The sequence below is a fragment of the Gordonia sp. N1V genome, assembly GCF_029269935.1.
GTDB lineage: Bacteria > Actinomycetota > Actinomycetes > Mycobacteriales > Mycobacteriaceae > Gordonia > Gordonia polyisoprenivorans.
Genome location: NZ_JARJDD010000024.1, coordinates 51187 through 64608 on the forward strand (window position 1 = coordinate 51187; position 13422 = coordinate 64608).

Genomic DNA, 13422 nt, shown 5'->3' on the forward strand with positions numbered 1-13422 from the left:
GATTTCATGCGGTAACAACGGTGTGTGCACGGTTCCTCGTGGTAAGTAGGCGCAGCCGGAGAGGCCGATCAGATTAGCTGTACAGCAACAGGTTTAGAGCGAGAACGCACGTCTTGCTGTCCAGACCAGGAGACGCTCATCACACACTCCTTATGGGCGGGGGTATGACTCCAAATTGTGTGGAACCTGAGAGCAAGCTATCTTTTTCGTACATGTCCGAACCGGACATGACGCTGTTGCAAGAAATCGAGATGACTTTGCAGGGACGTCGGTGTCTGGGGATGGGCTACTTGCCAACGATCGTTCCCCGTTCAACGCGACGGGAGGTGCGCACTGTGTGTACTGTGAGCGCGTTCGGTTGGACTCTTCGGGGGAAGTTGTGACCGCTAATCGCGATCTGAGGATTGGTCGTCGGCCGCTGGCAGCGGGCGACGACAGTGACGTCCGCACGCCACAGTCATGGGTGCTCGGCTACCTGCGTACTGTCGCCTGGGGTGACTTTGCCATCGTGGTCGCATCGATCGTTGTGGCCCAGCTGGTGCGATTCGGCTCCAACGATCCCCTGGAAGCCAACGGCGAGTTGGGTATTCCCGCCGCGTTCGTTTCCGTGGTGCTCGCGGTCGCTTGGCTGGCGGCGCTTCGCGTGTTCCACACGCTCGATCGCCGGGTCATCGGGTCGGGGCCCGACGAGTACAGCCGCGTCGTCACCGCGTGCTTGTCGGTGTTCGGCGTGCTGGCGATGGTGGACCTCTTGTTCCGGCTCAACATCGCACGCGGTTTCCTCCTAATCGCGCTGCCGGTGGGCACCCTCAGCCTTGTCACGGCTCGCTGGTACTGGCGAAAGCGACTCACACGTCAGCGCCAACGGGCTCGCCACCTGGAAAAGCTCCTCGTCGTCGGATCGGTCGGAGCATCCGCCCCCTTGGTCAAGAGACTGCTGAACACACCCACCCTGGGTTACGACGTGATGGGTGTGTGCCTGCCGCCCAGTAGGAGGGGCACACCCGAGGAACTGCGCATCGACGACCGCCATGTCCCCGTGTTCGGCGACTTCGACGACGTGACGTTGGCGGTCAAACACACAGGCGCGACCACCGTGGCGGTGACCTCCACCGAAGCTCTGGGACATCAAGCGATGCAGGACTTGTCGTGGGACCTCGAAGGCATGAACGTCGAGATGCTCGTCTCGCCCGGAGTCACCGATGTGGCCGGCCCGCGCATGATGGTCCGCCCAGTCGCGGGCCTGCCGTTGCTGCATATCGACAAGCCCCGGTACGAGGGTGCCAACCGGTTCCGGAAGGCCGCACTCGACAGAGTGGGGGCACTCGCCGCACTGGTGATGCTTGCTCCGATCATGGTCGCCGTCGCCATTGCCATCAAAGTCGACTCCGCCGGCCCGGTCTTCTATCGGGCCGTGCGCATCGGGCTGAACAACAAGCCGTTCGAGATGTGGAAATTCCGCTCGATGGTGCAGGACGCCGACAAGCGCAAGCACGAGCTGGCCCACCTCGACGAGGGGGCAGGTGTGCTGTTCAAGATGCGCGACGATCCTCGCGTGACGCGGGTGGGCCAGTTCATCCGGCGGTACAGCCTCGACGAGCTCCCGCAACTTCTCAACGTCGTCACGGGCAGCATGAGTCTCGTCGGACCGCGTCCACCGCTGCCGGACGAGGTGGAGAAGTACGACGGGCGAGTCGCGCGCCGGATGCTGGTGAAGCCGGGCATCACTGGTCTCTGGCAAGTCTCCGGTCGATCCGATCTCTCGTGGGAAGAGTCTGTGCGACTCGATCTCTCGTACGTCGAGAACTGGTCGATCATGCAAGACCTCGTCATCCTCTGGCGTACCGCCAAGGCCGTGCTGGCGAAAGAAGGAGCGTACTGATGCGGATGGTTGTGCTGGGCCTCGGCTACCTCGGCGCCACCCATGCAGCGTGCATGGCCGAACTCGGGCACGAGGTACTCGGAGTCGAGGTGGTACCGGAGAAGCGCGAAAGCCTTGCTCGAGGTGAAGTCCCCTTTTACGAGCCGGAACTCCCGGAGCTGCTAAAGAAGCACATCGACTCTGGCAGGTTGCGGGTCACTGGCTCGTACGCCGAGGCAGCCGACTTCGCTGATGTCTTCTTCGTCGCTGTCGGCACGCCTCAGAAGAAGGGGGAGTACAGCGCCGATCTGCGCTACGTCGATGCTGCAGTCGAGGAACTCGTCCCGCTGCTGACGCGAGACGCCTTGATTTTGGGCAAGTCGACGGTTCCGGTGGGAACAGCCCAACGGCTCAGTGAGCGGGCTGACGAGTTGGCCAAGGACCTCGAAGTAGAGATTGCGTGGAACCCAGAGTTCCTACGAGAGGGATACGCGGTCAAGGACACTCTGAATCCAGACCGGATAGTGCTCGGACGGTTCAGCGGTGGCCGAGCCGAGACGGTGTGCAGGGAGATCTACGCACCGCTCCTCGAAGCTGAAACCCCCTTCATCGTCACTGATCCTCCGACTGCGGAGCTGGTGAAGACGTCCGCCAACGCGTTTTTGGCCACAAAGATCTCGTTCATCAACGCAATCGCGGAGGTGTGCGACGCGGCGGGCGCCGACGTCAAGGCCATTGCCGACGCGATCGGCTATGACGCGAGAATCGGCCGCAAGTTTCTCAACGCCGGCCTTGGCTTCGGTGGCGGGTGTCTTCCGAAGGACATCAGGGCCTTCATGGCGAGAGCTGGTGAGTTGGGGGCGGCCGAGGCGCTCTCCTTCCTCCGTGAGGTCGACAACGTCAACATGCGAAGGAGGACCCGCATGGTGGAGCTGACGCGAGAGGTTTGCGGAGGGTCGCTTCTTGGGAAGCGTGTAGCCGTACTAGGGTGCGCGTTCAAACCTGAATCAGACGACGTAAGAGATTCACCTGCACTAAATGTCGCAGGACAGATCCAGCTACAAGGCGCATCAGTCACTGTCTACGATCCGCGAGCGATGGATAACTCGCGCAGGCTCTTCCCTACGCTTGACTATGCGGACAGCGTGCGTGACGCATGCGGCGGAGCCGATGTGGTGCTCGTTCTAACTGAGTGGTCCGAATTTGTTGAACTGGACCCAAACCTAATCCGGAGCACAGTTAGGCAAAGGAATGTAATTGACGGACGGATGTGCCTTAGCTCAGAGCGCTGGTTTAGCGCAGGGTGGATGTACCGCGCGTGAGGCTACATACGATCCGGGAAAACCCTCCGGATACTAAAAGCCCCTTCGCCGCATCCCGGATTCTTGGATAGAAAAGGTGCCGGTCAGATTTATGTCGCGAGATCGTTATACCGACCGGCCCGAACTCGGTGCACTAGATATGAATGCACTCGGGGCGATCGCAAAAGACCGAACGAGATTCTACGGGAGAATCTCGAATCCAATGGGCAAGCTGTCTGTAACTACCGAGGATGGGATCACGTGCTTGATTCCAAGGTAATGAGCGGAAGCAGCAAACGAATAGTTGCAAGAGTAAACGGAAAGATCAGCCACCCATCTGGGCCCAAAGATGACGCTATGAAGCCCACGCACTAAAACCACTCGTATTCAAAGTACACAACTCGAATAGCGACCATCAAAGTCCGGACAGATCAACAAAGCAAGGAAACCTTGCAAATGAAAATAGTAAGCTATTATGCACGGGAATCGACCGCGAACATGGGCGGGGTCAACAAGTCAAGATCCGACTGGATGAATGCCTTAAGCCGGTTGGGACACCAGGTAACAGTTGTGAGCCCAGAGGGCGGATTCAATTCTCGTACCCTATTAGACCCGAAAACAGCCTGCGTAGAACTCAAGCACTACGGGACGGGGCGCGCAAGCTACGTTCCGAGCGTTAGTCTTATCGACGTACTGCGGAACGCGGACCTGCTCTATCTACACGAAGGTTGGACCTTAAGTAACATTGTCGCTGCAACATGCGCTCGGTTGACCAGAACACCATACATTGTCATGCCTCACGGTGTGTACGAAGAAATGATTGTCCAGACGTTGCGCAATATTACTGGTAGGCGCCAGCTTGAACAGCTACTACTCGAGGGTGCAGCAGGAGTACATCTATTCTTCGACTCCGAGCGAGAAGAAGTGGCAAAGATCGCGCCGGCCGCGCGCACTTTCGTAGCGCCTACCGGGTTTGATCCCCGAGAGCTGCCCGGTACAGAACTGCCCGAGGCCCCAATTGCGAGAGAGCCCTACATCGCGTGGCTAGGCAGGTATGACGTGTACCACAAGGGAATCGATATCTTACTCGAGGCACAGGCCTCACTCCCGCGGGAGTGTAGGCCAAGGATAGTGATGGCTGGCCAAGACTATAAGGGAGGAAAGGCCGAAGTTTGCGATCTTGTAGAGATGCTGGACATCGCAGACAGCGTTGATGTACGTGGCGCAGTCACGGCGGAACAAGTCAACTCGTTTCTCGCACAATCCATCGGATTCATCCACTCTCCGCGCTGGGAGTGTCTGGGACGGACAGTAGTGGAGAGTCTCCTGACACAGACACCTACAGCGGTCGCATTGACCGCTCATATCGCGCGACAGATGCAAGCTGACCGCATTGGACTGGTCTTTTCCCTCGATCGAAATTCTGTCGCAGAGGCTCTACTCTCAGTTGGTAAAACGGATCGAGAGAGCGCCAAGCGCGGACGCGATTGGGCTATCGACTACTTCTCTTGGTCGACGTCGGCACGGCGTACGTCCGACTTTCTTGAGTCGGCAGCTAAGCAAGAAAGTGCGATAGGCCGTTGATAAAGGCGAAGCGATGTCGAAACTCGCGTACCCCCCGCATCGTGTACTTCGCCGTGCCCGTCGTGCTCGTGCTCACGCTAAGTTGGTCGCTAATAGAAGTTCGGGATCATGCTTCTCGCCTACCAGCAAACACGTCGAGGGTATCAATGCACTCGATGAGTCCCAGCGACTTTCTACAAGAAAAGGTTTTTCCCCCCCTAAGAATGCCTAGGCCAAATACGGGTGTCGTCTTCTTTGGAGACTCCTGGGTGGAGGGAGTAGGAGCGGACCCAAGAACGTCTGGGTTTGCCTTCGTGGCCGGAGCATCAATAGGTCGCAACCTTCAAGTGTATGGCGCCGGAGGCGTCGGGTATGTCAACCCTGGACCAAACAAGCAAGGCGCGTTCTCAGAGCGTATGGAGAAGCTGGCGAACGATCCGACCGTGAGTTTAGTAATACTTGAGGGCGGGATAAATGATCTACGAAATCCAAGCGGCGTCGGAAAAGGCGTGCGTCAGCTGATAACCGTCACGCATAGCAAGTACCCGAACGCGCAGATTGTTGTGCTGGGCATCGTACCAACTTCTATCGAACAGAATAGTTCGCTAACGCAGTTGTGCGCTGACATCCGCTACGAGGCTGCAATGAGTGGCGCGTACTACGTATCCCCGCTTGATGAGCGCTGGATCACCGCCGCGAATCTGGGAGAGTTTCTTAGCGATGACAACAACCATCCTACGACGGCTGGTCACGCGTACATTGCTCAGCGGCTGGTGCAGTCTTTGCAGGTATTGAGCCGCAAAGGACAAGTAATTAAGCTTTGAAAGCAACCAATAGAGAATAATCTGAAGTACAAGCTCGACCCAATTGACCAAATTCTACGAGGGTAATCACGATGACACTTCCATCCGCGGGACATACCGTATCTCTCGGTAAGGTTAGGTTTGCGGTCTCATCGATGGAAGAAGCAACCGCGACCGTAATAGCTAGCGCAAAACGAAAGAGTTCGCACACGGTCAGGCTATCGAACGCCTACTGTGTAGCTCTGGCGGACACAAGATCAGACTACAGTGCGGTACTGAATGGTCCTGGGCTTACCTATGCCGATGGTGCTCCAGTGGCGCTACTGCTTAGAGTGCTCGCTCCTGACCACTCTGGAGGCGGCCGTGTGCGTGGTCCCTCGCTATTTTGCAACGTACTAAGCGAGGGTCGAGCACATGGGCTTAAGCACTTCCTGCTCGGAACAACTGATGAGACCCTTGGACTTTTGCAAGATGCGCTCTATACGAGGTTCCCGGGATTGGAGATAGTGGGGGCTTACGCTCCTCCCTTCGGAGCGCTTGACTCTGATGACGCAATCGAAGACATGAGGGTTCGGATATCCGCAACCGATGCGGATATAATCTGGGTAAGTTTGGGTACTCCAAAGCAGGACTTCGTCGCCAAGGAAGTGTCGCAACGCACCTTGACCCTAAGCGTGGGCATCGGAGCGGCATTCGACTTCGCCGCGGGTGTGGTCACTGAAGCGCCGAAGTGGGTACAGGCATCCGGCTTTGAGTGGCTCTTCCGACTGTGTCAAGACCCGAGTCGACTATGGAGAAGGTATCTATTTGGAAACGTTCAGTTCATATGGATTGTGTTTAGGACGACTCTTGGTCGAGGAATGAGTGTAGTCCGTCTCCGGTCGAGAACTCAGAGTGTGGAGTGATCTATGAATTCCAGTGGCCGGTCATGTAAAGCGTTGCTCGATATGATCCGCGGGGATTTTGCAGTCAATCGTTCAAACCCTAAGGCGCAACTAGTTCTAGGTTGGTTCAGGTTAGCGCATTTCCTTCGCGCGTCGCCGCAGGGGGCGAAGAATCCGTTGACTGCAGTCGTGGGAGTGAGCTACCGAATTTCTGTTGAATGGATACTAGGCATTGAAATTCCCTGGAAACTGCAGGTTGGTAAACGTCTGCGTCTATACCATGGTGTCGGGATAGTAATCAATGACGGCTGCGTTATCGGAGATGATGTAACTATTCGACAAGGGGTTACCATCGGGCATACGGCGCCGGGCGGGCCATGTCCGGTAATAGGTAACAATGTCGAGATAGGCGCAGGGGCTACGATAATCGGTCGAGTTACCGTCGGTAATGGCGCCAAAATTGGAGCGAATGCGCTAGTAGTTCACGATATACCAGCAAATTCTGTCGCTATTTCCCCAGTAGCAAAGCTGGTGAGTCGTGACGAGGATTAAGCCGCGTCGTGTTGCAGTAGTCCATAGTTTCTATAATGCTGCCACGCCAAGCGGCGAGAATTCCGTAGTTAATACCCAGGTCGCGGCGCTTGAGAAGATGTACGAAGTAGAATTGCTGGCTAGGCGGACGCCCGAGGTCAGTTCAACGATAACCTATCTTGCACGCTCATCTATGTACAGTTCCGGAATATTTTCCGATGAGTCGATTTTGCGAAACATCGCTGATTTTCGTCCAGATATCGTTCATGTCCATAATACCTTCCCAAACATCGGGACTACGTGGGCAAAGCGATGCCGGGTGCCGATCGTTACCACAATACACAACTACCGCTCGGTTTGCGCAAACGGCCTCCTATGGAGAGATGGCAATGATTGTTCACTCTGCCCGACCAGAGGAACCCAGCATTCCGTTATACATCGTTGCTATCGCGCGAGTGCTCTTGCGACCATCCCACTCGCTATTTCGACGAGACGTTCTGCACGGGGCGGCAGGCTACTTAATTCTTCGGCCGCACTTGTATTTCTGAATCCGAGTGCTCTGGCAAAGATGGAACGCTACGTTTCCGATGTTGCCAAAGTGGTAATACCCAACTTTGCGCCGAAGCCGACAGACACTGGCGCACGAGCTCCTGCTGAGAGAGTTGGGTGGGCTTATGTCGGACGCATAACCTTAGAGAAGAACGTCCGATGGCTAGTAAAGCAGAAGATGTACCGCGATGAGCCGCTATTCATTGCCGGTGCTGGGCCAGATAGTGAAGCAGTTGCGGCCTCTCTATCCTCGTTTGGGAGCAGCCGGACAAAGATGCTCGGGCAGATCACCGAGACGGAAGTAGACCGGCTATTAGGAACAGTACGAGGCCTAATTGTCCCAAGTTTGTGGTCCGAGGGCCTACCTACAGTGGCGATCAAAGCGCTCGCCGCAGGCTGCCCAGTGCTGATTTCAAAGATGTGCGACTCGGCTGATCAGATAGTTGCTGGTGGAGCGGGGCTAGTGTTCGATCCGATGGTGAGCTCGGGAGCGACCTCGCTTTCTGCGGCACAGGAAATTGTTGCGGACCGGCAGATGTTCCATTCGGCACGCGCTTCGCAACGGTTCACATCGGATTTCTCTGAATCGATTTGGTCAGAGCGCATGGACCTGTTGTATCGCAATGTGTTGAAGCAGAAAGCGGGGCAGGCCATTGATTAGCCTGCCGCAGTGCCTAGCGCCAATTTCCCGGACTTCCGGACCGAGCCGTCGTGGGGGAGGGCTCCTGTCGGCAAGTCCGTTTACCGTGTGTTCGATCCTTTTGGTTGTAATTGTTTCGACGTTGGTTGGCTACGGCACAGCACGTGACGCAACACAGATGATTGGGTTATTTGTAGCAGTTGGGACCGTTGCGCTTGTTTGGACAATGCTATCGCCATTAGTGGTTGATCGCTCGCCTCTGTTACCTTTGGCAGTGGTGCTTATTGTCACGCTAGCGAATAGCAACGGAAAGTTGTCTGCGATTCCAGCCGGAAAATACGTTCCCTTGGTCGCCGCGGCTCTGTCGTTTGTGTACGTCGCACGAATACGGTGGAGCAGCCTCTCTCTGGTCAATGCACTCGCTCTTGGATTGTCAGCGTACGGAATTGTCGGCAGCTTGGTCGGTAGAGTATTTTACGGGACCACAGACGTGTCTCTTCCCTTGGTGCTGCCGCTGTTGCTTGTGGCAGTACCCTTTTTCGGCGTTGGGCAATATTCCAATGCTATGCTACGTCGCGATTCAGCAAGAATCTCAATCCTCGCGTCGACTATTATATTTCTTATCGGTGTGTCCTATTCTGGATGGTTTTCATTATCCAAGAATTCGCTTAATCATGAGAAGTCCTTCCTAGTAATTGTTGCAGTTGGATTCGGAGCGCTTGCTGCCCGCCGCTGCTTCCTCATTATGCTCGCGCTTGCAGCAGCTGTCTTTGCCTTTCTTCAGTACTCCGCCGGAACTTTTGTGGCTGTCGGATTGCTGGGTGTATGCGGATATCTCTTCTACCACTTAAGGTTAGGGCCGATACGGACTAGAGTTATAGCCGCTTTCGCTGGAACTGTAGTCGTCGTTTTGGTGTTATGCATTAATTTGATCCTTGATCGAAGCGAGTTCTACTTTAGGTTTGTAGACAAAACAGATAACGCATCGACTCGGCATGAGATCTACAGCCAGGTTCTAGCACGAACACATGAGCCCCTATTTTCATCATGGTTCACCGGACCAGTATCGGTGCCGGCAACGATTGAGTCGAAGATCGTTTTATTGCCAGCCCATAGCGATTTCTTGTCCCTATTTCTTGGGGGCGGTGCGGTTGCCGTAGTGATCTACGTCGCCCTGTACTGCGCTAGTCTGGTAAATATCCGTACGTCCCGTGGTTTTATTCTTCACGAGTGGTACGTCGCCGCTGGCGTGCTATCAACGACAACCTGGGCAGCCTTCGTCGCGGCGTTGGTGAACCCGATCATGTTCAATCCGGGCTCCGGAGCACTCGTCGTTTGCTGTCTGGCAACTTCATTGATGATTACCAGGCCGACTGATTCGGCCTGCGACCAGGGTGTTTCATCAATTGTGATCGAGTCGAATCCGGATCGCGGGTTTGATTTCGCCAACTCTATACAGCCGAATTATATCGGCATCGACCGTAGGAGCATCAAATGAGTCTGCGCAAGAGTCCGAACATTACAGTAGTTACCCCCTGCTATCAGGCTTCGCAGCACATTGAGCTCGCTTTGAGGTCGGTTGCTCCGTCAGTAGAGAGTGGTATTGCGGAACATATTGTCGTTGACGGAGGTTCGAATGACGGCACTGTGGATATATTGTCGAGTTCCTTGGCGAGATGGTCGTCAGCCCCTGATGATGGACAATCTGATGCCCTAAATAGGGCAATGGAGTTGTCCGATAGTCGGACCGAGTACATTGCGTGGCTTAATGCTGACGAGCGTTACATTCCTGGCATGCTTGAGTTCATGCTAGGAGTAGCTCGGGCCTGCGGCTCTGACGTTTTGTATGGTGATTATTACCAAATAACTACCTCTGGGGATCAGATACGCCTTGTCACGAGTCACAGATTCTCGCAGCGGGTGCTTAATCACTATGGAGGTATGGTTCCATCCTGTACGACGTTGATTAGAAGGGATTCCCTGGAATCGGTAGGACGGTGGAGCGTGGGTAACCTGACGAAGATGGATTGGGAACTATGGCACAAGATTGCTCGGCTGCCGAATTCTATCTTCACTTATACTGGTGTGCCGCATGCGCTTTTCACGCGTCATGACGGCCAGGCAACAGCTAGGTATGAGCAGCGTGCTCTTGTGGAGCATACCGAGATTTGTAGTCAGTTCGGGGTGTCAGATACGCCTGCGCAGCGGGCTTTGGCGGCAATTAGCCGCAGAGCTCTAAAGTTTTCGAACGGTGGTTACTTTCGTGAAGCCCAGCACCAGGCGTACGCGTCTAGTCGACTCTTTGTCGACTCTCGTTACGAGTCAGGCTCTCGTGGCTAGGCAGGCGGTGCTTGGTAGGTTGCGCGGACAGTCCTCGGGTTCGGCATTCACGGAGGAAAGGTCAGTCCAGTCGGAAGCGTCGGCATCCGTGGCGGCTGCGTTCCTAAGTGGCAGTGTCGCTAAACTGCTGATCGTTGGAATTAATGTTCTCGTGGTGGCTCTGTGCGTGCGCGAGGTGGGCGCTAGCGCGTATGGTGTGATTGCCGTCTTCGGTGGACTCGTGAATATGATAGGTTTCCTCGATCTTGGAATAGGGAATGCCTTGATATCGTCGCTGTCGGCTGCCGAGGAGTCTGGTGAGCCGGAGGACAGCTCACGGATAATCTCCTCGGGTTTGGCGGCGTTGTGTGCGATTGGTCTCACGGTGATTGTAGTAGGTGCCCTTATTACAGCAATAGTTCCCACCGCGGTCTTTTTTGACGCGCCGGGCCAATCTGTCTCCGATTTGCGTCTGTCGTTGTTAATTTTTGTCATCTCTATTTCCGCGTCTTTGCCCGCTCTGGTCGGAAATAGGATATGTCTTGCACGGCAGCGCGGTTATGTGAATAATTTGTACCTTTTGGCTGGCAGCGTTATCACGCTGCTAATGGTTGTATTTCTTTCTCTGGGGAATTTTGCTGTGTGGGTCTTTGTTGGCGCTGTACTGCTTGGCCCGGTTGCTGCGAGCTTCGTTCAGTCGGTTTTCTTCTTGTTCTATTCGAAACAACGTGTTCCTATTGGCTGGAAGCTAGTGTCGAAGTCGGATTTGCATTTGCTCTTGGGTCGTAGTTCGGGGTTCTTGATGCTCGGTATATCGGCGGCGGTGTCACAGCAATCTGCGGTGGTTATTGTCGCGTATGCTCTGGACTCCGTTGCTGCAGGCGTTCTGGGAGTAGCGCTCCGGATGTTTGGCCTAGTGACAGGTCTCTTCGCCACTGGTATGCAGCAGTCTTGGGCCAGCATGGCTCGTGCGTTTGAGCGCAACGATCTAAGATGGATCCGAAAGAATGTTGCTTCTGTGGGATTTATCAGCGTTGCATTAGCGTGTATTGTCTCTAGCGTCTTGGTGGCCATCGGTCGGTGGCTATGTCGTGAGTGGGTAGGGAGTGGTCTAATCCCGTCGCGAGGAGTTCTGGTTTGGACGGCCGTCTATACTGTCTATCTGCTAGTTTCTACCCAAATTAGCTTCGTCCTGAATGCTGCTAACCAGGTAGGGCGTCAAGCTCTAGTCTGGACGCTGTGTGTGTGCGTGCAAATCCCTTTGGCTTTTTCGTTCGCACATCTATGTGGAGTACCAGGCCCTCTGATAGCGTTTATGATAGTGCACTCGACTGTTGTCGGGATTCCGTCGGGAGTTTGGGCGTGGAGGGCTGTTCGAGTCGCGCCGAATGTAGGTGAGCCTCGAACGGCTAGAGACCGATGGTGGTCACGTTCTTCTGTGCGCGCTCGGTGAGCGTATCCGTTCCGTTATTTCCCTCGCAAAGGTGGCATGTCGATGAGTGAGCAGGCAACAACGTCAGGGCATTCGGGGTTTGTCCGCCAACGAGCGGGTGAGTCGGTGCGAGCAGTAGGGAAGGCGTGGTGGGTAGTAATCGTTGGTGCACTTGTCGGGGCGCTTGCAAGTTGTTTCTTTAGTCTTTCCCAGACTCCGATGTACGAGTCGTCTGCGATTCTCTACGTCACGTCCGGTTCAGATGGTGATTCTCAAGCGGCATATCAGGGGTCGCTCGCATCGCAGCAACGGGTTTCGTCGTACGCTCAGCTGGTGCACTCTGAGGCCGTTATTGCTAGTGCCCTCGACGCTTCGGGGCTGGCAATGTCTACGGCAGATGCCAAGAAGGAATTGTCTTCGCAGGCTTCGACTGGCACAGTGCTGTTGACTATCTCTGCGAAGGACGCTGATCCGGCCGTTGCCGCCAACCTTACGAATGCGATTGCGAAGTCGATGGTTGATTATGTTCGTGAACTTGAACAGCCAGCCGGTGGTGGGCAGCCGCTAGCGAAATTAACGGTTATTACACCAGCGGTGGAGAGTAATACCGCCGTCTCGCCGCGTGTTTACCGCAATACCGCTATTGGACTAGTGCTTGGAGCGATAGTGGGAGTTGTTGTCGCACTGCTAATGGTGAGACTCGACAATAGGATCGAATCCGAGTCGTCGCTAGTTGAGGTTCTTGATGAACCCGTGTTCGGCGTGATCCCGTTTGACACCGAGCTATCTGGCGGTGTGATGGATTTCAGCACGGGTGGAAGTTCGACGACTGAGTCTTTCAGGAGATTACGAACCAATCTTGCTTTTGCCGATGTTGACAACCCTGCTCGCGTACTGCTGGTAACGAGCGCTAACCCGAACGAAGGTAAGACGACCATCGCGATCAACGTTTCGGCGGCGTTGGCGGAGGCTGGCAAGTCGGTGGTTCTGGTCGACGGTGATCTTCGGAGTCCCAGCGTGAGTAGTAGGATTTCTGTGTCAAACGCACAGGGCATTTCGACATTTCTTCGTGGCGAGGCTGAGGTGTCGGATTTGCTGCAGCAAACTACAGTTCCGGGTCTCGATGTGCTGAGTAGCGGGCCGCGGGTTCCTAATCCATCCGAGCTCCTCGGATCAAGGAAGACCAGGGATATGTTGTCCGTTTTGGCGAAGGATTACGACTTCGTGATCATTGATGCTTCGCCGATCCTTCCCGTCTCGGATGCGGCGCTCCTCGCCCGCTATACAGACGGCACGCTTCTCACAGTCGGCGCAAACCGATGTACTAAGTGGGCGCTGCGCGGAGCTCTCTCTCAGCTGCGGCTTGCAAATATAAACGTGCTAGGTGCGGTTCTTAATATGGCCGCGACGGATCGACATAGGTATGGGTACGGCTACGGAACTTACGGCATATACGGTTCCAGTTCGCGAAGCGATCAGTTTCCGGGCGACGTAGATGCGTCGGCGTCGTTGATCCCTCGGCAGTTAGGTTCCTGAGCT

Annotated in this window: 9 protein-coding genes; all 9 read left to right on the top strand. The window is 55.3% G+C overall.

The window, feature by feature from the left end:
• Positions 1–379: 379 nt before the first annotated feature.
• The 9 genes from P3L18_RS23570 to P3L18_RS23610 all read left to right on the top strand — a co-directional run bounded on the left by P3L18_RS23570 (position 380) and on the right by P3L18_RS23610 (position 13419).
• Positions 380–1882, top strand: a complete 1503-nt coding sequence (locus P3L18_RS23570; protein WP_276115424.1) for a sugar transferase — start codon at positions 380–382, stop codon at positions 1880–1882.
• Entirely contained in the window at positions 1882–3183 is a 1302-nt protein-coding gene (locus P3L18_RS23575; protein WP_276115425.1) for a UDP-glucose/GDP-mannose dehydrogenase family protein, read from the top strand. Before P3L18_RS23570 ends, P3L18_RS23575 begins: the two co-directional genes overlap by 1 nt.
• Positions 3184–4949: 1766 nt before the next feature.
• Complete coding sequence (locus P3L18_RS23580; protein ID WP_276115434.1) at positions 4950–5549, top strand: SGNH/GDSL hydrolase family protein; 600 nt, start codon at positions 4950–4952, stop codon at positions 5547–5549.
• A gap of 134 nt (positions 5550–5683) precedes the next feature.
• On the top strand, positions 5684–6433 hold the full coding sequence (locus P3L18_RS23585) for a WecB/TagA/CpsF family glycosyltransferase (protein ID WP_276115435.1): 750 nt from the start codon (positions 5684–5686) through the stop codon (positions 6431–6433).
• Between the two features lie 42 nt (positions 6434–6475).
• On the top strand, positions 6476–6964 hold the full coding sequence (locus P3L18_RS23590) for a serine acetyltransferase (RefSeq protein WP_276115436.1): 489 nt from the start codon (positions 6476–6478) through the stop codon (positions 6962–6964).
• The gene (locus P3L18_RS23595; RefSeq protein WP_276115426.1) at positions 6951–8153 is read left to right on the top strand and encodes a glycosyltransferase family 4 protein; all 1203 of its coding nucleotides are present in this window, start codon (positions 6951–6953) and stop codon (positions 8151–8153) included. Before P3L18_RS23590 ends, P3L18_RS23595 begins: the two co-directional genes overlap by 14 nt.
• A gap of 469 nt (positions 8154–8622) precedes the next feature.
• Entirely contained in the window at positions 8623–9630 is a 1008-nt protein-coding gene (locus P3L18_RS23600; RefSeq protein WP_276115427.1) for a hypothetical protein, read from the top strand.
• A gap of 930 nt (positions 9631–10560) precedes the next feature.
• Positions 10561–11904 (top strand): hypothetical protein, encoded by a 1344-nt coding sequence (locus P3L18_RS23605; RefSeq protein ID WP_276115428.1) that lies wholly within the window; start codon positions 10561–10563, stop codon positions 11902–11904.
• Between the two features lie 42 nt (positions 11905–11946).
• Entirely contained in the window at positions 11947–13419 is a 1473-nt protein-coding gene (locus P3L18_RS23610) for a polysaccharide biosynthesis tyrosine autokinase (RefSeq protein WP_276115429.1), read from the top strand.
• Positions 13420–13422 lie beyond the last annotated feature (3 nt).

Coding starts and splice junctions, on each gene's coding strand:
- P3L18_RS23610 (WP_276115429.1), top strand. CDS start 11,947: ATGAGTGAGCAGGCAACAACGTCAGGGCATTCGGGGTTTGTCCGCCAA.
- P3L18_RS23580 (WP_276115434.1), top strand. CDS start 4,950: ATGCCTAGGCCAAATACGGGTGTCGTCTTCTTTGGAGACTCCTGGGTG.
- P3L18_RS23590 (WP_276115436.1), top strand. CDS start 6,476: ATGATCCGCGGGGATTTTGCAGTCAATCGTTCAAACCCTAAGGCGCAA.
- P3L18_RS23585 (WP_276115435.1), top strand. CDS start 5,684: ATGGAAGAAGCAACCGCGACCGTAATAGCTAGCGCAAAACGAAAGAGT.
- P3L18_RS23575 (WP_276115425.1), top strand. CDS start 1,882: ATGCGGATGGTTGTGCTGGGCCTCGGCTACCTCGGCGCCACCCATGCA.